Here is a 21,201-nt window from a genome sequence, read left to right as displayed (position 1 = left end):
GGTTCTCGCTCCTCTGGGCGCGGGCTGGACGCAGCTCCGGTGGGGCGGTCAGCGGGCGCCGGGGACGCACTCGGTCACGGCAGGGTCTCCGCGGCGAGGGGGCCGACCTAGGAGAGGGCCTCGCCGCGGCGGGTAAGCAGGAGGCTGCCGCGCACAGGGCCACCGTAGCAGCGCGTCAGCCGAGGTCGCAGCGACAGGCGCAGGCCGCGGCGTGCACCGGCGGGCCCGAGCCGTCGTCGACCTCGTCGCACTGCGGGGAACACGTGCAGGTCAGACCCTCGTCGGTGGGCCATCCGACGGTCGCGCGCCGGCGCTCCCGTTCCTCGGCGGCACGTCGGCGCGCCGCCTCCTGCCGCTGGGCGCGCCGCTCGGCCGGCGAGTCACCCGGCACGGGGACGTCGTGGTCCTCCGGCATCCCGGCCCGTGCTCGCTGGCGGTCCCGCGCGGCTCGATCGAGGCCGAAGGTGAACCACGGCTGCTGCCGGTCGGGGCGGTGCGCCCACCTGTCGGCGACCTCGTCGGTGTGCAGGGTGTCCAGGTGGGCGGGCAACCGGCGCTGGGTCGCGTCCCGTGGACCGTCGGGGTGCATGCCGGCCACCTCCCGGCCGTCGGCGTCGAGCAGGGCCAGACGCAACCCGGCCAGCTCGGCCGCCCGCGCCAAGGCGCGCGACGGCAGGTCCCGGGTTCCCGCCTCGGCATGGGCCACGGCCGACACGCTGAGCCCGGCCGCCGAGGCCAGTTCGCGTTGTGACAGGTCGGCGGTGCGCCGGATGCGCCGCAGCACCCCGCACAGGTCGAAGCCGGTCGCCACCGGGCCATGGTGCGGTGGGACACGCGTCTGCGGGTCCGGCCGGCCGCACCTGTGGACGAGTTCCGATCGCCTCGAGCCGGACGCGAGGTGTCCTCCGCCGACCTCGGGCGTTGCTTGCACAGGTGAGCAGGGGTGGAGACCATCAACCCCTGCTCACAGAACGAAGCAGGGGTCGAGGTTGCGGGAGGACGAGGTGTGGGCGAGCCGTCCCCGCGCCGCCGATCGGGTGCTGCGGGTCAGAACGTCTTGCGCAGCCGCATGCTCAGCGGGCGGCCGTCGGGGTCGTCGACCAGGCGGTAGACCGGCGTCGCCCACAGCCGCGTCGGCAGCGACAGCCGCCGGGGGTGGTGCTCGCGCAACCGACCGCGCGGGCGCGGGCCGCGGCGGCCGCCGGCGTGCCAGGCGTCGAGCTCGGCCGCCGAGGTCTCCAGCGTCCGCACGAACGCCTCCGGGTCGAGCAGGTCGTCGTCCTCCCTGCCGTCAGCGGCCCGGTCGAGGTGCTCGCGGGCCAGCTCCAGGCGCAGGTCGCGGGCGAAGGTGCGGGCGCCGTCGCCGGTGCCGGCCGGGTCGCGGGGCTCGCGCGGGTCCCGGGTCGTGTCCAGGACGGCGGAGGAGAGCTCGCTGTCGTGGGTCCAGGAGCGCCGGTTGAAGTTGTCGCTGCCGACGCTGGCCCAGACGTCGTCCACCACGCACACCTTGGCGTGCACGTAGACCGGCATCCCCTCGTGGTTCTCCACGTCGAACACGTGCACCCGGCCGCGCCCCGCCCGCTGGCACATCTCCAGCGCCTGCCACCGGCCGACGTACTGCGACCGCTCCGCGACGGCGCCGTCCTGGTCCGGCACCCGCGGCACCACGACGACCAGGTGCAGGTCCGGGTTCTCGGCCAGCGCCTCGGCGAACAGCCGGGCGACGTCGGCCGACCACATGTACTGGTCCTCCAGGTACACCAGCCGGCGAGCTCGCTTGATCGCCTTGGAGTACCCGCGGGCCACCGACCGCTCGCCGCGCGGCGCGAAGTCGTACGGCGGCCGGATCGCCGGGTACGTGCGCAGGTTCTGCACCACGTGCGGCCCACAGGGCGGTGGGGGCGGCAGCTGCGGTGGCAGCGGGTCCGGATCGAGCCGGGCGCCCCGCAACCGGTCGAGCACCCACGCGATCGGGTTGCCCGAGTCGGCGTTGGTCGGGTCGTCCCAGCGCTCGCGGAACACGGTGTCCAGGACGCCGACCGTCGGCCCGCGCAGCATCAGCTGGACGTCGTGCCACGGCGGCGACTCCCCGTACGCCGCCGCCATCGCCAGCGACTGCGGGTCGCCGCCGTGGTCGGCGTCGTCCCGGCGGCCGTGGCACAGGTCGATCCCGCCGACGAAGGCGACGTCCTGGGTCGCGTCCTGGTCGTGCCGCAGGACGACGAGCTTCTGGTGGTGGCTGCCGCCGCGGCGCACCCGCTGGTCGAGGATCACCTCGCCGCCGCCGTGCTCGACCTCGTCGTCCAGCGCCCGGTTCTCCTCCGCGCTGAACGACATCCAGTCCATGTGCGAACGCCACACCAGCCCGCGCACGCAGACGCCGCGGCGCACCGCGTCGGTGAACAGCCGGGCGACGGTCGGCCCGCCCGGGCGCAGCTGCTCGTCGGGGTCGCCCCGCCAGTCGGTGAAGAACAGGTGGTCACCGGCGTCCAGCCGCTCGACGCACTCCACCAGCCGGTCGAAGTAGGTGACGCCGTGCACGAGCGGCTCGACGAGGTTGCCCTCGGTGTACGCGGGCAGCGAGGTCGACGGGTTGCCGCGCTCCTCGGCGGTCAGCAACCAGCGCTCGACGTCGTCCACCCGGTGATCACAGCGCTCCGCCCAGGGGGACGCAAGCACGGCCGTCCCCGCGGACGTCGGTAGCCTGTGGACCCGTGGCCCTCGTCGTCCAGAAGTACGGCGGCTCGTCCGTCGCCTCCGCAGCGCACATCAAGCGCGTCGCCGAGCGGATCGTGGCGGCCAAGGAAGCGGGCAACGACGTCGTCGTCGTGGTCTCCGCGATGGGCGACACCACCGACGAGCTGCTCGACCAGGCCGCGCAGATCACCGACGCCCCGGCCGGTCGCGAGCTGGACATGCTGCTCACCGCGGGCGAGCGCATCTCCATGGCGCTGCTGGCGATCGCGATCAACACCCACGGCTACGAGGCCCGGTCGTTCACCGGCTCGCAGGCCGGGGTGATCACCACCTCCAGCCACGGCAAGGCGCGGATCATCGACGTCACGCCCGGCCGGCTGCGGAACGCCCTCGACGAGGGCTCGATCGTCATCGTCGCCGGCTTCCAGGGCGTCAGCCAGGACACCAAGGACGTCACCACGCTGGGCCGGGGCGGCTCCGACACCACCGCCGTGGCCGTCGCCGCGGCGTTGCAGGCCGACGTCTGCGAGATCTACACCGACGTCGACGGCGTCTTCACCGCCGACCCGCGGATCGTGCCCAACGCCCGGCGGTTGGACACGGTGACGTACGAGGAGATGCTCGAGCTCGCCGCCTCCGGCGCGAAGGTGCTCATGCTCCGCTGCGTCGAGTACGCCCGCCGCTACGGCATCCCGGTGCACGTCCGCAGCTCCTACTCCCAGCTCCCCGGCACCACGGTGACCGGCTCGATGGAGGACCTCACGGTGGAACAGGCCATCATCACCGGCGTCGCGCACGACCGCTCCGAGGGCAAGATCACCGTCTTCGGGGTGCCCGACCGCCCGGGCGAGGCCGCGCAGCTGTTCCGCGTGCTCGCCGAAGCCGAGGTCAACGTCGACATGATCGTGCAGAACGTGTCGGCCGCGGCCAGCAAGCTCGCCGACATCTCCTTCACGCTGCCCAAGAGCGACGGGCCGGCGGCCCTCGCCGCGCTGGAGAAGGTCAAGAACACCATCGGCTACGCCGACGTCACCTTCGACCAGCACATCGGCAAGGTGTCGCTGGTCGGGGCGGGCATGCGCTCCCACCCAGGCGTGTCCGCGCGCTTCTTCGGTGCGCTGGCCGACGCCGGTGTCAACCTGGAGCTGATCAGCACCTCGGAGATCCGCATCTCCGTGGTGTGCCGGGACACCGACGTGGACCTCGCCGTCCGCGCGGTGCACGACGCCTTCGACCTCGGCACCGACGAGGCGCAGGCGGTCGTCTACGGAGGGACGGGACGATGAGCCTCTTCAGCAGCGACGGGTTGCGGGTCGGCGTCGTCGGCGCCACCGGCCAGGTCGGCGGCGTGGTGCGACAGCTCCTCGCCGAGCGCGGCTTCCCCCTCACCGAGCTGCGTTTCTTCGCCTCCGCCCGTTCCGCGGGCAGCACCCTGCCGTGGGGGGACGGCGAGATCACCGTCGAGGACGCCGCGACCGCCGACCCCACCGGCCTGGACATCGCGATCTTCTCGGCCGGCGCCTCGACCTCGCGGGTGCAGGCGCCCCGGTTCGCCGAGGCCGGTGTGACCGTCATCGACAACAGCTCGGCCTGGCGCCGCGACCCCGACGTCCCGCTGGTCGTCAGCGAGGTCAACCCGCACGCCCTGGCGTCGATCCCGAAGGGGATCATCGCCAACCCGAACTGCACCACGATGGCCGCGATGCCGGTGCTCAAGCCGCTGCACGACGAGGCGCAGCTGGTGCGCGTCGTGGCCAGCACCTACCAGGCGGTCTCCGGCAGCGGCCTGGCCGGCGTGGAGGAACTCGACACCCAGGTCAAGGCGGTCGTCGACAAGGCCGCGGAGCTCACCCACGACGGCTCGGCGGTCTCCTTCCCCGAGCCGGCGAAGTACGTGAAGCCGATCGCCTTCAACGTGCTGCCGCTGGCCGGGTCACTGGTCGACGACGGGACGTTCGAGACCGACGAGGAACAGAAGCTCCGCAACGAGAGCCGCAAGATCCTCGACATCGCCGACCTCCGGGTGTCGGGCACCTGCGTGCGCGTGCCGGTCTTCACCGGGCACTCGCTGTCGCTCAACGTCGAGTTCGCCCGGGCGCTGACCGTCGACCGGGCCACCGAGCTGCTGTCCACCGCGCCCGGTGTGGAGCTCACGGCCGTCCCCACGCCGCTGCAGGCGGCCGGCCGCGACCCGAGCTACGTCGGCCGCATCCGGCAGGACCCGGGGGTCGACGGCGACCGCGGGTTGGCGCTATTCGTCAGCAACGACAACCTGCGCAAGGGCGCGGCGCTCAACACCGTCCAGATCGCCGAGTTGATCCTGGCGAACCGGAAGGCTTGAGAGTCGACCACCCACGGGGACGGACCGGCGCAGCCGGGTCCGGCCGAGCGGGGGCCCGGAGGGTCCCCCGAGGGCGGACGGCTCCCGGCTCAGCGCAGGTCGGGGACGCCACGTGGCCGCGGTGTCGGCCGGTAGGCCGACAGTGTCACGGTGTCACGGCTTGACGTGACGCAGGGCGAAGTCCAGCGCCACCTCGACCTGGCGGATGGTCTCCTCGATGACCAGCGAGCCGTGGCCGGCGTCGAAGCGGTACACCTCGTGCGGCTTGCCGAGCTCCTCCAGGCGCGCCAGGTAGTTGTCGATCTGCCGGATCGGGCAGCGCGGGTCGTTGGCGCCGGCGACGACGAGCACCGGTGCGGCCACCTGCTCGGCATACGTGATCGGCGAGGAGCGCACGTAGACGTCGTGCACCTCGTCCGGTGAGCCGCCGAACAGCGCCCGGTCGTAGGCCCGCAGGCCCTCCATCTCGTCCTCGTAGGCGGCCAGGTAGTCGGCCACCGGCACCTCGGCGATCCCGGCGGCCCAGCGCTCCGGCTGCGTCCCCAGGCCGAGCAGGGTGAGGAACCCGCCCCACGACCCGCCCGAGATGAACGCCCGCGACGGGTCGAGGAACCCCTCCTCGACCAGCGCGTCGTAGACGGCGGCGACGTCCTCGAGCTCGGTGAGCCCCGGCCGGCCGGTGAGCGCGTCGCGCCACGCGCTGCCGTAGCCGGTAGACCCGCGGTAGTTCACGTGCACCACGGCGTACCCCGCGTCCACGTAGGCCGCGCGGCGGGCGCGGTAGGAGTCGTCGTCGGCCGACTCCGGCCCGCCGTGCACCAGGAACGCCGCCGCGTACGGAGCCGGGCCCGCCGGGCGCACCACCAGGGCGTGGATGTCGCCGCCCGGGCCGGGCACCCAGCGGTCCTCCACCGGGTAGGCCGCCGGCGGCTCCTCCCCGGGAGCGGCCAGCACGACCGGCCCGTCGGCCCGCCGGACCACCGGCGGACGCTCGGAGTTCGACCAGGCCAGCTCCACCGCGCCGTCCGGGCGGGCGGTGGCCCCGCGGACGACGCCGCGCGGCGTGTCCAGCCGCTCCAGCGCGCCGCTGGCCAGGTCGTAGCGGTACAGCTCGCTGCGCGCGGCGTGGTCGTGGCCGACCAGCAGCGCCGAGCCGTCGGGGTACCAGCCGGCGGTCACGTCGCCGGGCAGGTCGAGCACGACCTCGGTCTCGGTGTCGGTGGCGACGTCCCAGACCAGCAGCTCCTCGCGGCCGCGCCGCTCGTGGCCGACCAGCAGCCGCCGGTCGCCGGGCAGCGGGGCGAACTCCAGCGCGTGGAGGCCGCGGCCCTCGCCGTCCCACTTCTCGGCGACGACCGAGGGCGCGTCCTCGGTGGAGGTGTCGGTGCGCAGCACCCGCAGCGCCGGGTAGCGCGGGTCGCCGTGCTCGGAGTGCGAGATGACCAGCAGGTCCTCGTCGTGGGTGAGCGCGTCCACCGACGCCGGGTCCTCGTGCCGGTAGACCACCCGCGGCGAGCCCCCGGACGGCACCAGCCACAGCTCCGAGCCATCGTCCGTCGAGCGGCCGATCGCCACCACCCGGCGGCCGACCTCCAGGCCCGCCGGGTAGGCCGGCCCCACCTCGGGGACGGCGACGCGGTCCTCCCCACCGGCGAAGGGCTGGGTCATCCAGACGCCGAACTCGTCGCCGTCGGTGTCGGCGAACCACCAGATCGTCTCGCCGTCCGGGCTCAGCGTGCCGATCAGCGTGCCGTTGGCCCGGTCGGTCGCCTGCCGGTGGGCGTCGGTGGTGCGGTCCCACGCGTACTGCTCGACGACGCCGCTGACGTCGGAGGCGTACAGGTTGCGGTGCGGGGCCTCCAGCGCCCAGTCGGGCAGGCTCACCCGGGGCGCGCGGAAGCGGGCCTGCCAGCGGGCGGTGACCTCGGGGGAGAGGGCGGTCGGCTCGGAGCTCACCGGCTCATCCTCCCCCGGCCCCGGCCCCGGCCCCGCTCCGGGCGGGGTCCTCGAGCCGGCGGGAGGTTTCCGCGGCGGCGTCGCGGATGTCGCCGATCAGCCGCTCCAGCACGTCCTCCAGCGCGACCAGGCCGAGGGTGCGCTCAGCCTCCACCACCCGGCCCAGGTGTGCGCCGGAGTCCCGCATCGCCGCCAGCACGTCGGGCAGGGCCGCGCCGGGCTGCAGCGGGATGAAGCCGATGACGTGCTCGTCGGCGATCGGCAGGTCGCGGGCCGCGGCGTCCACCCCCAGCACGTCCTTGACGTGCACGTAGCCGAGCAGCGCGCCGTCGTCGTCCCGGACCGGGTAGCGGCTGAAGCCGTGCTCGGCGACGACCGCCTCCAGCTGCCGGGGCGTCGTCGAACGCGGCACGGTGACCAGCCGCTCGAGGGGGAGCAGCACCGAGTCCAGCTCGTCGCGGTCGAAGGTGAGCGCCCCGGCGGCCAGCTCGCCGACCTCGCTGCCCAGCCGGCCCTCCCGCCGCGACTGGTTGATCATCGAGCGGATCTCGGCCTCGTCGAAGCTGGCCGCCACCTCGTCGGTGGGCTGCACGCCCGCGAGCCGGACCAGCCCGTTCGCCGCGGCGTTGAACAGCCGGATCACCGGCCCCAGCAGCCGGACGAACGTCGCCAGCGGCGGGCCGAGCAGGAGCGCAGCGCGGTCGGGCCCGGCGATGGTGATGTTCTTGGGCACCATCTCGCCGAGCACCATGTGCAGCACGGTCACCAGCGAGAGCGCGATGACCAGGGCGATCGGGTGCAGCAGCCCCTCGGGGACGCCGAGCGCGGCCATCGGCGCCTCGATCAGGTGCGCCACCGCGGGTTCGCCGACCGCGCCGAGGCCCAGCGAGCACAGCGTGATGCCCAGCTGGGCGCCGGCCATCATCGACGACACGTTGCGCATGGCACGGATGGTCTTCCGGGCCCGCGTCGAGCCGGCGGCCGCCTTCGGCTCCAGCTGGTCGGGCCGGGCGGTGACCAGCGCGAATTCCGCGGCCACGAAGAAGGCGTTGCCCAGCAGCAGCGCGACGAGCACCAGCAGGCTGAGGACGTCGGTCACGCCGCGGGCTCCTTCTCGATCTCGACGAGCCGGACGGCGGTCGCCCCTGACGCGTACCCCTCGCGCATGCGGGCCCGCACCCGGGCCACCCGCCGTCCCTCGAGGGTCTCCACGGTCAGCTCCCCGCTCTCGACGGGCACCGTGTCCCCGACCTCGGGCAGCCGCTGCAGCTGCTCGGCGAGGTAGCCGCCCAGCGTCTCGTAGCGGCCCTCGGGCACCGGGACGCCGGTGCGCTCGCGGACCTCGTCGGGGCGCAGCAGGCCCGACAGCAGCCAGGTCCGCTCGTCGACCCGGCGCAGCAGCCGCAGCGGGCGGTCGGTCTCGTCGGCGATCTCGCCGACGACCTCCTCCACGATGTCCTCCAGCGTCACGACGCCGTGCGTGGCGCCCCACTCGTCGACGACCAGGGCCATCTGCAGGCCTTCCTCGCGCAGCAGGTCCAGCAGCCGCTCGACCCGCAGCAGCGAGGGGACGGTGAGGATCGGCGCGGCCAGCTCCTCGGCCGGGACGGCGTCCCGGCGGTCCTCGGGGACGGCGACGGCGTGCTTGACGTGCACCAGCCCGGTGACCTCGTCGAGGCCGGCGCCGTAGAGCGGGAAGCGGGAGCTGCCCGAGGCGACCGCGGCGGCGATGACGTCGGCCGCGGTGGCGTCGGCGTGCAGCGCCCACATCTGCGTGCGCGGGGTCATCACGTCGGCGGCGACCTTGTCGCGCAGCGCCAGCGAGCGCTCCAGCAGCCGGGCCGCCCGCGGGGAGAGGTCGCCCTCCTCGGCCGACCGGCGGGCCACCGCGGCCAGTTCGTCGGCGCCGCGCGCGGACTCCAGCTCCTCGCGCGGCTCGAAGCCCAGCCTCCGGACGATGGCGTTGGCCAGGGTCTGGAGCGCGTGCACGACGACGCCGGTGACCCGGGTGAAGGCGCGCATCCCGGGGGCCACCGCGGCGGCGACCGGCAGCGGGCGGGCGATGGCCAGGTTCTTCGGCCCCAGCTCGCCGAGCAGCATCTGCAGCGCGGTGGCCAGGGCCAGCGCCAGGCCGTAGGAGACGCCGGTGGCCCACCCGGAGGGCAGGCCGGCCGCCTCCAGCGGCCCGCGCAGCAGCTGGCCCAGCGCGGGCTCGGCGAGGTAGCCCACGACCAGCGTGGTGATCGTGATGCCCAGCTGGGCGGCGGAGAGCTGGGTGGACAGGGTGCGCAGTGCCGCGACCACACCGCCGGCCCGGCGGTCCCCGGACGCCGCGGCCTGCTCCACCCGCCCGCGGTCGACCGTGGTCAGGGAGAACTCGGCGGCCACGAAGAAACCGGTCAGTGCCGTGAGCAGCACGGCGGCGAGGAGGAGCAACCACTCGGTCATCGGGTGGCCCGGTGCCCGGATGCGAGTCGGGTCAACCCACAGGGCCGTGGCGTGCCGAGCCCCGGAACGACTCAGGGGCCGCCTCGCGGCGGCCCCTGAGCAGTGTCGGGGTGACAGGATTTGAACCTGCGACCTCGTCGTCCCGAACGACGCGCGCTACCAAGCTGCGCCACACCCCGAAGTACGTCGACGAGTCTAGCCGACGCCCGGATCAGGCTTGACGGGCGGTTCGGGGGACCGCCGGGCCTCAGCCCTGGCGGGCGGTGAGGGTGAGCAGCGTCGCCTCCGGCGGGCAGGCGAAGCGGTACGGCGCGTAGGGGCTGGTGCCCAGGCCCGCGGAGACGTGCAGCCAGGTGCCGTGCGGGTTGCTCGCCGACGGCTCGGCCCAGCGGTGCACCCAGCGGACCCGGGCGCGGTCGATGCCGCAGTTGGTCACCAGCGCGCCGTAGAAGGGCACCCGCAACTGGCCGCCGTGGGTGTGGCCGCACAGCAGCAGGTCGGAGCCGTCGGCGGCGAAGCGGTCGAGCACGCGCGGCTCGGGGGAGTGCGCCAGCCCGATGCGCAGGTCCGCGGTCGGGTCGGCGGGGCCGGCGACGAGGTCGTAGCGGTCCAACCGGAGGTGCGAGTCGTCGACGCCGGCGAAGGCGATCCGCCGTCCGGCGACCGTGAGCTCGCCGCGCGCGTTGGTGAGGTCGATCCAGCCCCGGGTGGCGAGCGCGTCCCGCAGGTCCCGCCAGGGCAGCTCGTCGCCGTGCACGCGCACGTGGTCCCGCTTGAAGTACTTCAGCGGGTTCTTCGGCCGCGGCGCGTAGTAGTCGTTGCTCGCCATGACGAAGGCGCCGGGCAGGTCCAGCAGCGGCTCGAGCGCGCGCAGCGTCCCGGGCACCGCGTCGTGCCCGGCCAGGTTGTCCCCGGTGTCGACCACCAGGTCCGGCTGCAGCTCCGCCAGCGAGGCCACCCACTCCTGCTTGGACCGCTGCCCGGCGGTCATGTGCAGGTCGGACAGGTGCAGCACCCGCAGCGGCGCCGAGCCGGGCGCCAGGACCGGGACCTCGAAGCGGCGCAGCGTCCAGCGGTTGCGCTCGTAGAGGGAGGCGTAGGCGATCCCCGCGGTCGCGGACCCGAGGACGGCGGCGGGCAGGGCTGTGGTCGCGCGCACGGCAGCCCAGGTTACGCAGCGCGTCGTCCCGGAGCGCCGTGCGAGGCTGGAGCCCGTGTCCGATCTCAAGGAGCAGCTGCGCGCCGACCTGACCACCGCCATGAAGTCCCGCGACGAGCTGCGCACCGCCACGCTGCGGATGGTGCTCGCCGCGGTCAGCGCGGAGGAGGTGGCGGGCAAGGAGGCCCGCGAGCTCAGCGACGACGAGGTGCAGGCGGTGCTGCGCCGCGAGGCCAAGAAGCGCCGGGAGGCCGCCGACGCCTTCGCCACCGCCGGCCGCACCGAGCAGGCCGACCGGGAGCGGGCGGAGGGCGACGTGGTCGCCGCCTACCTGCCCGCGCAGCTGGAGGATGCCGACCTCGCCGCGCTGGTCGCCGACGTCGTCACCCGCACCGGCGCCAGCGGCATGAAGGACATGGGCCGGGTCATGGGCGCGGTGCAGAAGGAGGTCGCCGGCCGGGCCGACGGCGGCCGGGTGGCCGCCGAGGTGCGCCGCCAGCTGGGCTGAAGAAGGACCCCGTCCTCCTCACCCCTCGCGAGCTCGGGGCGAGCCTCGGGACGGGGCCGGGGGAGCGGGACCGGGCCGGCCGGCGGACCGGGGTCAGGGGCCCGCCGGCCGGTGCTCGTCAGTTCTGCTCGAGGGTGACCGGTCCCTGGTCGGTCGTGCAGACCGTCTCGGTCTCACCGCTGCGGTCCACGGCCGTGCCCAGGACGGCGACCGGCCCGACCTTGAGGCCGCAGAGGTTGGCCGCGACCTGAGCCGCCACCCCGATGTTCACGTCCTCGAGGATCGTCACGTCGCCGACGGCGACGTTGATCAGTCCGTCTTGGTTCGGCTGCGCCGCAGCAGGCGTCGCAGCAGCGACTATCGCCGCTCCAGCGAAGACCGGGACGACGGCCTTGCGTGCCCATGTGCTGACCATGTGGAGCCTCCTTGCTCGTGAGCCGTCCCGGCGCCTCGTGCCGGATGGAGTACGGCCATGCACGGGTGAAGACGCCGCTCGCCGGGGCGGGTGACGAGGGCTGGCGGGCCGCTCCTCCCGGTTCCTGTCCTGGTGTCACCGCTGCTCAGATGCGGTTCCCTGCGTCTCGGCGCGTCGTCCGGACCTGTCGAGGCGACTTGGAGCACCGCGTCATGCACGGGTGGGGAAGGCGTCCACCGGCGATCCGTTCGGCGCGCCGACGGGGGACCCCCGGGCGTACCGTCTCGCGGGTGGCGGCGGTCGAGCCGGTGGGGAGCCCGGGAGGTGACTGCGGGTCCGCGGACGTCGCAGCGCTCATCCCGCTCGTCCGCCGGATCGTGGCGTCCCGCGTCCCCGACCCGGCGACCGCCGACGACCTGGTCCAGGAGACCCTGACCCGGGTCCTCGCCGCCGCCGGCCGGGTGGAGCCGGGGATGCTCGAGCCCTACGCGATCGTGACGGCGCGCAACGTCGTCACCTCCATGTGGCGGGACCAGGACCGGCAGCGGCGGCACCAGCACCGCGTCGTCGACCTGCGACCGCCCGAGGCGCCTGACGAGGACGTCCTCGCCCGCGAGGACCGCGCCGCTGTCGCGGAGGCCCTGACCCGGCTGTCCGACCGCGAGCGGGCGACGCTGCTGGCCCACGAGGTCTCCGGCCAGGACACCCGGTCGCTCGCCGCTGAGCTGGGGTCCACCGCCGGCGCGGTGGCCGCGCAGCTCAACCGCACCCGCGCCCGGTTGCGGGTGGAGTACCTGCTCGTCTCCGAGCGGGTCGAGCCGCCGACGGAGCGCTGCCGTCCCGTGCTGCTGGCCATCTCCAGCGGCGACCGTCGTCGCCAGCGCGAGGTCGACGCCGCTCGCCACCTGCTGGAGTGCGACCTGTGCGCGCGGCTCTCCGGACCGCTGGTGGGACGAGGACGGTCCCGGGACGACGCCGTGCGGGTCGCCGTGCGCACCGACGCCGACGTCGTCGCCGCCCGGCAGACCGCTCGTGAGGTCGCCACCCGGCTGGAGTTCTCCACCACCGACATCACGCTGATCGCGACGGCGGTGTCGGAGATCGCCCGCAACATCGTGCGGTTCGCGGACTCCGGCGAGGTCGTCGTGACGGAGCTGCACGAGCCCCGGACGGGGATCTCCATCGTCGCCCGCGACGTCGGCCCGGGGATCCCCGACATCGACCAGGCGCTGAAGGACGGCTACAGCACCTACCGGGGGCTCGGGCTGGGGCTGCCGGGCGCCCGACGGCTGATGGACGAGTTCGCGGTGGTCTCCGAGACCGGCCGCGGTACGACGGTGACGATGACGAAGTGGCGGGGAGAGGCATGACCAGGTACGAGGACCCGAGCGTGACCGTGGCTCCGACGGGCGCCACAGACGACCTCGACGGGGACACCCTCCTCCCGCAACTGGTGGCGCACCTGCGCGAGCACCGCACCCGGCTCCGTCAGGAGTGGGTCGGCCGCATCCAGGAGGCCCACCTCCTGCAGGCGATGACCGCCCAGGAGATGTCCGCCGAGACCACGCTGGTCTACGACAACTACGTCGAGGTCCTGGAGACCGGCAGCGTGGAGGCACTGCAGCACTACGCCCGCGACCTGTCCGAGCGGATCATCCCGCGCGGCGTGGAGACCCACGAGGTCGTCGGCATCGTGCTCCTGCTGCGCGACGTCCTGGCCCGGTCGCTGTTCGAGAAGTACCAGCGCGACTTCGCGTTGCTCAACCGCGTGCTCGACGCCTACGAGCCGGCCGCCAACCGCATCGCCAACACCGTCGCCGTCAGCTTCGTCGAGGAGCGCGAGCGGGTCATCCGACAGCAGCAGGACTCCATCCGCGAGCTCTCGACCCCGGTGCTGCCGGTCCGCGAGCGGCTGCTGATCCTGCCGATCATCGGGGTGCTGGACCGGGAGCGCGCGCGACAGCTGACCGTGCAGCTGCTCGGTGGCATCCGCACGCACCGGGCGAAGGTCGTCGTCGTCGACATCACCGGCGTCCCGGACGTCGACGAGTCCGTCGCCAACCACCTGGTGCGGACGGTCGACGCCTCGCGGCTGATGGGAGCCAGCGTGATCATCACGGGGCTGTCCCCGGAGATCGCCCAGACGCTGGTCACCATCGGCGTCGACCTGTCGAAGATGAACACCATCGGCGACCTGCAGGGCGGCCTCGAGGAGGCCGAGCGGCTCCTGGGGTACGCGGTGTCCCGCGAGGACGGGAACGGTGGGCCGTGAACGGTGGCCCGCGGCTCTTCTCGATCCTGCGGCAGGGCCCGTACCTGATCGCGTCGATCCACACCGCCCTGGACGACTCGCAGCTGGTGCGGTTCCAGCAGGACCTGGTGGAACGGATCGGCTCCGACCGTGCGCGAGGGGTCGTCATCGACGTGGCCGCACTCGACGTCCTGGACTCCTTCGCGTCCCGGACGCTGCGCGACATCGGCGAGATGGCCCGGCTGCGCGGAGCGGTGACCGTGATCGTCGGGATCCAGCCGGACGTCGCGTTCGCCATGGTGGAGCTCGGCATGGACACCGGCCGGGTGGTCACCGCACTGGACCTGGAGGAGGGCCTGGCCGAGCTGGACGGCTACGTCACGGCACCGCCGGCGCCGCGGAGATGACGGCCCGCGAGACCCTGCTCCGGGACTACCGGGCCGCGTTCCTGCGGTACCTGTCGTGGCACGAGGAGTCCGCGCTGCACAGCGGCTACCAGCTGGGGCGCGGTGCTCTGGCCGACGGCCGGAGCATGCTCGAGGTCGTCCAGGTCCACCACGACGTCCTCGCGGAGGTGCTCCGGGGCAGCCCGGCCGCCGAGGCGCCGCTCATCGCCCGGTCGGCGTCGGACTTCCTCGTCGAGGTCCTGGCCAGCTACGACATGGCGCGGCGCGGCCCCGGCTCCTGAACGACACGGCCCGCGTCATGCCCGCGCCCCGGGCGCGTCTCCTCCTGTGACAGGCCATAGCCGATCGCGAGGAGGTGGCGACCGTGACCGTGCGCGGCGCCGTCGGCAGCAGTCCGTCCCGGCTCCCCGGAGCACCCGGTGGGGGGTCGGTGCCGCTCCGGCCGCCGTTCGAGTCCCGTCGGGAGTTGCTCGACCTGCTGCGCCGGTACGCCCTCTACGTGGAGACCACCGACGTGCTCGACGAGCGCGCCGGGCGGTGCGCCAGCCCCCACCTCGCCGCGGTGCTGCGGGACCGCGCCGACGCCCGCCGGCGGACGGCGGAACGCGTCCTGGCCGATCTCCTCCAGCAGGGCGCCACCGTCGTCCCGCGCCGTCCCCCGAGACCCGGGGGGAGCGCGCGTGGCCGGTGACACCGCCCGCCCCGGCCTGCTCCGCCGGTCACCGCCGGAGCGGCTCAGCCGTCCGCGCCGGTGTCGCTGCCCCCGGTCCCGTTCCCGGCACCGGCCGTCGCGTCGACCGGAGCCGCGGGGGGCTGCGCGGCCGCCGGTTGCGCGGCCGGGTCGGCCGGCACCGGCTCGACGGCGGCGGGGTCCGCGGCGGGGGACGGTGTGGCTGCGGCGTCCGGCGCCGTCTCGGCCGCCGCCGGAGCCGCGGGCGCGGGCGCCGGCGCCGGTGCGGTGAACGGCACCGCGGGCTGCCCGGCGAGGATCGGGGACATCGCGTGGTAGAAGATCGTCGCCGGCATCCCACCGCCGAAGCCGCGGACCTGCTCGCGCTCCTTGGGGTTGTAGACCATCACGCTCGCCGTGTACTGCGGGGTGTAGCCCACGAACGCCACCGAGAGGTTGTCCTGGCTGGTCCCGGTCTTGCCGGCGACCCGGTGCCCGGGGATGGCGGCATTGCGGCCGGTGCCGAACGGCGACTCGGTGTCCCCGACGAGGACCTGGTTGAGGGTCGCCGCGACCTCGGCCGGGACCGCGTCGGGGGTGCAGCGGTCGCCGTCGACGACCGGCCGGCCGTCCTCGCCGGCGAGCGGCTCGCCGTTGCGGTCGAGCACGGCGGTCACCGGCGTCGGCTCGCACCGGGTGCCGTTGGCCGCCAGCGTGGAGTAGGCACTGGCCAGGGCCAGGGGGCTGGTCGACTCGGGCCCGAAGGTGAACGACCCGCGGTTCTCGTCGATGATCTGCTGCGGCAGGCCGGGGTCGCTGAACTTGAACAGGCCCATCCGCTCGGCCATGCGCACCGGGCCCTCCACGCTGCCCAGCTGGTCCTCCAGCGCCAGGAAGTACGTGTTCGACGAGCGCACCAGGGCCTCGGACATCGACAGCGTCCGCGGGTAGTTGTTGCCGACGTTCTCGACGTCGTAGCGCCCGGCGCCGTCCTTGTACACGCGCGAGACGTAGGGCTCGCTCGCCGTGATGACGTGCGAGACCGGGAAGCCCTGCTCGAGCGCGGCGGCCGCGGTGAAGACCTTGTAGGTGGAGCCGGAGCCCTGCCCGGGGACGACGTTGAGGTTCACCGACTCGCACTCGGGGCCGTCGCAGCCGAAGCGGCGGTTGGCGCTCATCGCCAGCACGTGCCCGGTGCCCGGCTCGACGGCGGTGAACGTGCCCGCCAGTGAGTCGCCCATGGCCAGCTCGCCCAGGACCGCCTGGTCACCGGAACGCTGCAGGTCCGGCCGCAGCGTCGTCTGGATCGTCAGGCCACCGTTGTCGATGAGCTCCTGGCTCAGGCCCAGCGTGCCGGTGAGGTAGTCGGCCACGTAGGCGCAGAAGAAACCGCCGACGGTGGCGTCGATGCAGCCGTTGGGCGCGGCGGCGCCCTGGGCCACCTGCACCGGCTGGGCCGAGACCTCGGCGAACTGGGCCTGGTCGATCAGGCCGAGGTCCAGCATCCGCTGCAGCACCTGGTTGCGGCGGTCGAACGCGTTCTCCGGGTTGGTGACCGGGTCGTCGTTGGACGGGCTCTGCACCAGGCCGGCGAGCATGGCCGCCTGCGGCAGGGTCAGGTCGGCGGCGTCGACGCTGAAGTAGCGCTGCGCCGCGGCCTGCACGCCGTAGGCGCCCTGGCCGAAGTACACGAGGTTGAGGTAGCGGGTGAGGATCTCGTCCTTGGAGTACTCCTCCTCCAGGGCGAGGGCCATCCGCGCCTCCCGCAGCTTGCGGCCCACGCTCTCCTCGGTGGCCGCCTGCCGCTCCTCGGCGGTGTCGGCGGTCTGCGCGAGGGTCTGCTTGACCAGCTGCTGGGTGAGCGTCGAGCCGCCCTCCTGCACCGAGCCGGCCGCCACGTTGGTCGCCAGTGCCCGCAACGTGCCCTGCACGTCGAGGCCGTTGTGCTCCTCGAAGCGGGAGTCCTCGATCGCGACCAGCGCCTGCTTCATCACCGGGGCGATCCGGTCGGAGGTCACCGGCACCCGGTCGTTCCGGTAGAACATCGTGATCAGCGACCCGTCGGCCGCCAGCACGCGGGTGTTGCCCGCCGGCGTCTCGTCGGTCAGCTCGACCGGCAGGGCGTCGAGCAGCGAGGCGGAGTTGCGTGCGGCGAGGCCGGTGCCGCCCACGAACGGCAGCAGCATCCCGGCGACCAGGGCACCGGCGAGGACGATCGTCGCGGCGAGCTTCGCCAGGACCCGGGCGCGATCAGGGGCGTCGGCAGACATCGGGCGCCAATGTACGTGGCGATGGGCTGCCGAGCGTCCGCGCTCAGCGACGGCGCGCGGGCAGGATCCGTCGCCGCGGCACGCCCGTCGGCGTGTCGCCGTCCGAGCCGGTCAGCGCGTCGGCCATGCCGTGAAGCCCGTCGAGGTCGTGCACGTCGCCAGCGGCGGCCGGCACGGTGCGGACGGCGACCTCCGGGTGGGCGCTGGTGAAGCGGTCAGCCAGGTGCTGTTCTCGGGTGGCCTGCGCCATCCGCTCGGCGTGCACCCGCAGGGCCCCGGCGGCCAGCTCGGCGTCCGCACCGCCGGCCTCGAGGACCTCCTCGGCGGCCCCCTCGGCGCGCGTGGCCGACAGCGCCGTCGTCGTCGGCGGGTGGGTGCGGTTGAGCACCAGCCCGGCCAGCGGCATCTGCTCGGCCGAGAGCCGGTCGACGAAGTAGGAGGCCTCCCGCAGCGCGTCGGGCTCCGGCGTCGCGACGACGAGGAACCAGGTGCCGGGCCGGCGCAGCAGCTCGTAGGTGGCGGTCGCCCGCTCGCGGAAGCCGCCGAACATGGTGTCCAGCGCCGCGACGAAGGAGGAGATGTCGCGCAGCAACTGGCCGCCGAGGATCTTGGAGATGATCCGGCTGAAGAACATGAAGCTGGCGCTGGCGATCTTGAAGCCGGTCCGGCTCGGGGCGGTCAGCAGCCGGATCATCGTGCCGTCGAGGAAGCGGCTCATCCGGTTCGGGGCGTCGAGGAAGTCCAGCGCCGACCGCGACGGCGGGGTGTCGACGATGATGAGGTCCCAGCGGTCGCCGGCCCGCAACTGGCCCAGCTTCTCCATCGCCATGTACTCCTGCGTCCCGGCGAAGGACGAGGACAGCGTCTGGTAGAAGGGGTTCTCGAAGATCTGCTGCGCCCGCTCGGGCGTCGAGTGCGCCACGACGATGTCGTCGAACGTGCGCTTCATGTCCAGCATCATCGCGTGCAGCTCGCCCCGGGCTCCCGGGACGTCGACCCGCCGCGGCTCGTTGTCCAGCTCCACCAGGCCCAGCGACTGGGCCAGCCGGCGCGCCGGGTCGATGGTGAGGACGACGACGGTGCGGCCGGCCTCCGCCGCGGCCAGCGCCAGCGCCGCCGACGTCGTCGTCTTGCCCACGCCGCCGGCGCCGCAGCAGACCACGATCCGGGTGTCGGGGTCGGTGATCAGCTCGGCGAGCTCGAGCGGCAGGGCCTCCGGCGCGGCCGGCGCAGGGGGGCGCGGGTGCCGGCGGGTGCGCTCGGTCGTCTGCGTCATGCCGTGCCTCCGCTCGCTCCCGCGGGGCGCTCCGCTCCTCGCCCGTTCCTCGCTGCCGGGCTTCCGCCCCCGTCCGCTCGCCCCACCTCGGTCCGCAGGTGCTGCTCGAGTCGGCCGGCGAGCTCGAACAGCGCACCGAGGTCGATGGGGCCAGGCAGCAGCGGCAGCTCGACGGTCGGGCGGCCGAGTGCCTCGACCTGGTCGCGCAGCTCGTCCTGGGCGGCCCAGCGCCGGGCGTGCTCGGTGGCCTCGGCGGCCAGCGCGTCGGCCAGCCCCGCGACGTCCTGCAGCCCCGCCGCGGCCAGCCCCGGCGTCAGGTCGGCGGCGGTCAGGCCACTCTCGGCGGCGCGGGCGAGCGCCGGCTCCGGCAGCGCCGGCTCGGCGGCCATGTTGACCACGACCGAGCCCACGGGCAGCCCGACGGCGGTGAGCTCGGCGATGGCGTCGGCGGTCTCCTGGACCGGCATGTCCTCGAGCAGCGTCACCAGGTGCACCGCTGTCTGCGGCGACTTGAGCACGGCCATCACACCGTCGCTCTGCGTCTTGATCGGCCCCGAGCGGGTCAGCCCGGCCATCTCGCCGGTGACGTTGAGGAAGCGGGTGATGCGGCCGGTCGGTGGTGCGTCGACGACGACGGCGTCGTAGACCGGGCGGCCGTCGTGGCGGCGGGTCACCGCCTCCTTGACCTTGCCGGTGAGCAGGACGTCGCGCAAGCCCGGGGCGATCGTCGTGGCGAAGTCGACGGCACCCACCCGGCGCAGCGCCCGGCCCGCCCGGCGGAGGTTGTAGAACATCTCGAGGTACTCGAGGAGGGCCTCCTCGACGTCGATCGCCAGCGCCCTGACCTCGCCGCCGCCGCGGGCGACCGCGACCCGCCGCTCCTCGTAGGGCAGCGGCGGGGTGTCGAACAGCTGCGCGATGCCCTGGCGCCCCTCGGTCTCGACGAGCAGCACCTGGCGGCCGTCAGCCGCCAGGGCCAGCGCGAGGGCCGCCGCGACCGTGGTCTTCCCGGTCCCGCCCTTCCCGGTGACGACGTGGCAGCGCACGGAGGAGGGGACCGGGTTCACGGACACGAGCCTAAGAGTCGAAGGACCCTCCTGCCCCCCACCGTTCGGAGAAGGACCCCGTCCCCCTCACCGCTCCCAGGCTCGCGGCGAGCCTCTGGACGGGGCCGGGGGTCGGGACGGGGCCGGACGAGGCCGATGGGCTGCGCTAGCGTCGCGCCCATGAGCGAACCGGCCCGCGTGAAGTGGGAGTACGCCACCATCCCGCTGCTGATCCACAACACCAAGGCGATCCTCGACTCGTGGGGCGTCGACGGGTGGGAGCTGGTCACCGTGCTCCCCGGCCCGGGCGGGGCCGACCAGCCCGTGGCCTACCTCAAGCGCCCCGCCGGCTGACCCGGTCATGACCGGCCCGCAGACCTCCAGCTGGCACGCCCGGCTGGCCGAACTCGGCATCCGGCTGCCCTCGGTCGCCGCACCGGTCGCCGCCTACGTCCCGGCGGTGCGCAGCGGCCAGCTGGTGTTCACCTCCGGGCAGCTGCCGTTCGTCGACGGCGGGCTGCGGCGCACCGGCAAGGTCGGTGGCTCGGTGGACCCCGAGGACGCCGCGCACGACGCCAAGCTGTGCGCCCTCAACGCCCTCGCCGCGGTCGACGAATTGGTGGGGCTGGACGCGGTGGCCCGCGTCGTCCGGGTCGTCGGCTACGTGGCCAGCGCCGAGGGCTTCACCGGCCAGCCGCGGGTGGTCAACGGCGCCAGCGAGCTGCTCGGCCGGATCTTCGGCGAGGCCGGCCGGCACGCCCGCAGCGCCATCGGTGTGGCCGAGCTCCCGCTGGGCGCCCCCGTCGAGGTCGAGCTCACGGTCGAGTTGAGGTGACCGCGGAACCGAAGCAGGCGGCGACCGTGCTGCTGTTGCGGGACGGCACCCCGGGCCTGGAGGTCTACCTGCTCCGGCGCACCCGCGGCATGCCCTTCGCCGGCGGGATGACCGCCTACCCGGGCGGCGGCGTCGACCCGCGGGACGGCGACGTCGAGACCGCGTGGGCCGGACCGTCGCCCGCCGAGTGGGCGCACGCCTTCGGCTGCGACGAGCGGACCGCGCGCGAGCTGGTCTGCGCGGCGGTCCGCGAGACGTTCGAGGAGGCCGGCGTCCTGCTCGCGGGCGCGCCTGACGCCGGGAACGAGGTGGGCGGGGTGGTGCCATCGGTGTCGGGCGAGGTCTGGGAGGCGCAGCGTCAGGCCCTGCTGGCCCGGGAGCTGTCGCTGGCCGAGCTGCTCGCCCACCGCGGGCTGGCGCTCCGGTCGGACCTGCTGCGGCCCTTCGCGCACTGGATCACCCCGCCGGCCGAGCCGAGGCGCTACGACACCAAGTTCTTCGCCGCGGCGCTGCCGGTCGGCCAGGAGGCCCGGCACGTCACCGGTGAGGCCGACGAGGTGACCTGGCTGACGCCGTCCGCAGCGCTGGCCGAGATGAGCGCCGGCACGCGGCCCATGCTGCCGCCGACGATCCACACCCTCGGGCAGCTCGAGCCCTTCGCCGACGTGGCCGCCGCCCTGGCCGGGTCGCCACCGGAGCCGCTGCACCCGATCTGCCCGTCGTTCGACGACGAGCCCGACGGCCGCTGGGCCGTGCTGCCCGACGGCACCCGCATCCGCATGGTGGTGCCGCTGCCGTCCTGATCGCGCCGAGTGGGCCCGGAGGGCTCGGCTCCCGGCCCCGGTGTCGGCCGGCAGGCCGACGGTGTCATCGAACGCCAGAGGCCCGGAACCGAGCCGGTTCCGGGCCTCTGGCGTTCAGT

21 protein-coding genes and 1 tRNA gene are annotated in these 21,201 nt (G+C 74.2%); 11 read left to right on the top strand and 11 right to left on the bottom strand.

Annotated elements, in window-relative coordinates:
- Positions 1 to 175: 175 nt before the first annotated feature.
- Both ACWIX7_RS10395 and ACWIX7_RS10390 read right to left on the bottom strand, forming a co-directional pair.
- Positions 176 to 811: a helix-turn-helix domain-containing protein gene (locus ACWIX7_RS10395; protein ID WP_448621463.1), complete on the bottom strand. Its 636-nt coding sequence runs from the start codon at positions 809 to 811 to the stop codon at positions 176 to 178.
- 236 nt (positions 812 to 1,047) lie between these two features.
- Positions 1,048 to 2,640, bottom strand: a complete 1,593-nt coding sequence (locus ACWIX7_RS10390) for a phospholipase D family protein (RefSeq protein ID WP_448621462.1) — start codon at positions 2,638 to 2,640, stop codon at positions 1,048 to 1,050.
- A 74-nt stretch (positions 2,641 to 2,714) separates the two neighbouring features.
- Between ACWIX7_RS10390 and ACWIX7_RS10385 the strand changes: the two genes are divergently transcribed.
- The gene (locus ACWIX7_RS10385) at positions 2,715 to 3,983 is read left to right on the top strand and encodes an aspartate kinase (protein ID WP_448621461.1); all 1,269 of its coding nucleotides are present in this window, start codon (positions 2,715 to 2,717) and stop codon (positions 3,981 to 3,983) included.
- Entirely contained in the window at positions 3,980 to 5,038 is a 1,059-nt protein-coding gene (locus ACWIX7_RS10380; RefSeq protein WP_448621460.1) for an aspartate-semialdehyde dehydrogenase, read from the top strand. Before ACWIX7_RS10385 ends, ACWIX7_RS10380 begins: the two co-directional genes overlap by 4 nt.
- 153 nt (positions 5,039 to 5,191) lie before the next feature.
- Here the strand turns inward: ACWIX7_RS10380 and ACWIX7_RS10375 are convergent, their stop codons facing one another.
- The 5 genes from ACWIX7_RS10375 to ACWIX7_RS10355 form a co-directional block, all read right to left on the bottom strand.
- Positions 5,192 to 6,994 carry a prolyl oligopeptidase family serine peptidase gene (locus ACWIX7_RS10375; RefSeq protein WP_448621459.1) on the bottom strand — a complete coding sequence of 601 codons (1,803 nt, stop codon included), beginning with the start codon at positions 6,992 to 6,994 and terminating at the stop codon, positions 5,192 to 5,194.
- A 4-nt stretch (positions 6,995 to 6,998) separates the two neighbouring features.
- The gene (locus tag ACWIX7_RS10370; protein ID WP_448621458.1) at positions 6,999 to 8,093 is read right to left on the bottom strand and encodes a hemolysin family protein; all 1,095 of its coding nucleotides are present in this window, start codon (positions 8,091 to 8,093) and stop codon (positions 6,999 to 7,001) included.
- Complete coding sequence (locus ACWIX7_RS10365; protein ID WP_448621457.1) at positions 8,090 to 9,442, bottom strand: hemolysin family protein; 1,353 nt, start codon at positions 9,440 to 9,442, stop codon at positions 8,090 to 8,092. Before ACWIX7_RS10365 ends, ACWIX7_RS10370 begins: the two co-directional genes overlap by 4 nt.
- Before the next feature lie 105 nt (positions 9,443 to 9,547).
- Positions 9,548 to 9,621 (bottom strand) — tRNA-Pro (locus tag ACWIX7_RS10360).
- Positions 9,622 to 9,689: 68 nt separating this feature from the next.
- Positions 9,690 to 10,601, bottom strand: coding sequence for a metallophosphoesterase (locus ACWIX7_RS10355; RefSeq protein ID WP_448621456.1), 912 nt, complete (start codon positions 10,599 to 10,601; stop codon positions 9,690 to 9,692).
- A 55-nt stretch (positions 10,602 to 10,656) separates the two neighbouring features.
- Here ACWIX7_RS10355 and ACWIX7_RS10350 point away from each other — a divergent pair, with 55 nt between their 5' ends.
- Entirely contained in the window at positions 10,657 to 11,109 is a 453-nt protein-coding gene (locus ACWIX7_RS10350) for a GatB/YqeY domain-containing protein (RefSeq protein ID WP_448621455.1), read from the top strand.
- A 118-nt stretch (positions 11,110 to 11,227) separates the two neighbouring features.
- Here the strand turns inward: ACWIX7_RS10350 and ACWIX7_RS10345 are convergent, their stop codons facing one another.
- Positions 11,228 to 11,524: a hypothetical protein gene (locus ACWIX7_RS10345; RefSeq protein WP_448621454.1), complete on the bottom strand. Its 297-nt coding sequence runs from the start codon at positions 11,522 to 11,524 to the stop codon at positions 11,228 to 11,230.
- A 290-nt stretch (positions 11,525 to 11,814) separates the two neighbouring features.
- Between ACWIX7_RS10345 and ACWIX7_RS10340 the strand changes: the two genes are divergently transcribed.
- From ACWIX7_RS10340 to ACWIX7_RS10320, 5 genes are all read left to right on the top strand, one after another.
- A complete protein-coding gene (locus tag ACWIX7_RS10340; protein WP_448621453.1) occupies positions 11,815 to 12,894 on the top strand; it encodes a sigma-70 family RNA polymerase sigma factor in 1,080 nt (359 codons plus the stop codon).
- On the top strand, positions 12,891 to 13,796 hold the full coding sequence (locus ACWIX7_RS10335) for an STAS domain-containing protein (RefSeq protein ID WP_448621452.1): 906 nt from the start codon (positions 12,891 to 12,893) through the stop codon (positions 13,794 to 13,796). Before ACWIX7_RS10340 ends, ACWIX7_RS10335 begins: the two co-directional genes overlap by 4 nt.
- Positions 13,793 to 14,182 carry an STAS domain-containing protein gene (locus ACWIX7_RS10330; RefSeq protein WP_448621451.1) on the top strand — a complete coding sequence of 130 codons (390 nt, stop codon included), beginning with the start codon at positions 13,793 to 13,795 and terminating at the stop codon, positions 14,180 to 14,182. Before ACWIX7_RS10335 ends, ACWIX7_RS10330 begins: the two co-directional genes overlap by 4 nt.
- Entirely contained in the window at positions 14,179 to 14,463 is a 285-nt protein-coding gene (locus ACWIX7_RS10325; protein WP_448621450.1) for a phosphatase RsbU N-terminal domain-containing protein, read from the top strand. The genes ACWIX7_RS10330 and ACWIX7_RS10325 overlap by 4 nt, the downstream gene beginning before the upstream one ends.
- 83 nt (positions 14,464 to 14,546) lie before the next feature.
- Positions 14,547 to 14,873 carry a hypothetical protein gene (locus ACWIX7_RS10320; RefSeq protein ID WP_448621449.1) on the top strand — a complete coding sequence of 109 codons (327 nt, stop codon included), beginning with the start codon at positions 14,547 to 14,549 and terminating at the stop codon, positions 14,871 to 14,873.
- 44 nt (positions 14,874 to 14,917) lie between these two features.
- Here the strand turns inward: ACWIX7_RS10320 and ACWIX7_RS10315 are convergent, their stop codons facing one another.
- The 3 genes from ACWIX7_RS10315 to ACWIX7_RS10305 are packed head-to-tail and all read right to left on the bottom strand — an operon-like array spanning position 14,918 to position 19,465.
- Positions 14,918 to 17,122, bottom strand: coding sequence for a transglycosylase domain-containing protein (locus tag ACWIX7_RS10315; RefSeq protein WP_448621448.1), 2,205 nt, complete (start codon positions 17,120 to 17,122; stop codon positions 14,918 to 14,920).
- Between the two features lie 43 nt (positions 17,123 to 17,165).
- Entirely contained in the window at positions 17,166 to 18,398 is a 1,233-nt protein-coding gene (locus tag ACWIX7_RS10310; RefSeq protein ID WP_448621447.1) for an ArsA family ATPase, read from the bottom strand.
- The gene (locus tag ACWIX7_RS10305) at positions 18,395 to 19,465 is read right to left on the bottom strand and encodes an ArsA-related P-loop ATPase (RefSeq protein WP_448621446.1); all 1,071 of its coding nucleotides are present in this window, start codon (positions 19,463 to 19,465) and stop codon (positions 18,395 to 18,397) included. The genes ACWIX7_RS10310 and ACWIX7_RS10305 overlap by 4 nt, the downstream gene beginning before the upstream one ends.
- Before the next feature lie 159 nt (positions 19,466 to 19,624).
- On the opposite strand from ACWIX7_RS10305, the gene ACWIX7_RS10300 reads away from it, so the two are divergent.
- From ACWIX7_RS10300 to ACWIX7_RS10290, 3 genes are read left to right on the top strand one after another with little or no spacing between them, the layout of a single operon-like run.
- Positions 19,625 to 19,798 (top strand): hypothetical protein, encoded by a 174-nt coding sequence (locus ACWIX7_RS10300; RefSeq protein WP_091154446.1) that lies wholly within the window; start codon positions 19,625 to 19,627, stop codon positions 19,796 to 19,798.
- A gap of 7 nt (positions 19,799 to 19,805) precedes the next feature.
- The gene (locus ACWIX7_RS10295) at positions 19,806 to 20,279 is read left to right on the top strand and encodes a RidA family protein (RefSeq protein WP_448621445.1); all 474 of its coding nucleotides are present in this window, start codon (positions 19,806 to 19,808) and stop codon (positions 20,277 to 20,279) included.
- Entirely contained in the window at positions 20,276 to 21,082 is an 807-nt protein-coding gene (locus tag ACWIX7_RS10290; RefSeq protein ID WP_448621444.1) for an NUDIX hydrolase, read from the top strand. The genes ACWIX7_RS10295 and ACWIX7_RS10290 overlap by 4 nt, the downstream gene beginning before the upstream one ends.
- Positions 21,083 to 21,201 lie beyond the last annotated feature (119 nt).

This window comes from Geodermatophilus sp. URMC 65, from assembly GCF_053502545.1.
Note: the sequence above shows the minus strand (reverse complement) of the source record. Positions and strands in the feature narration are given on the sequence as shown.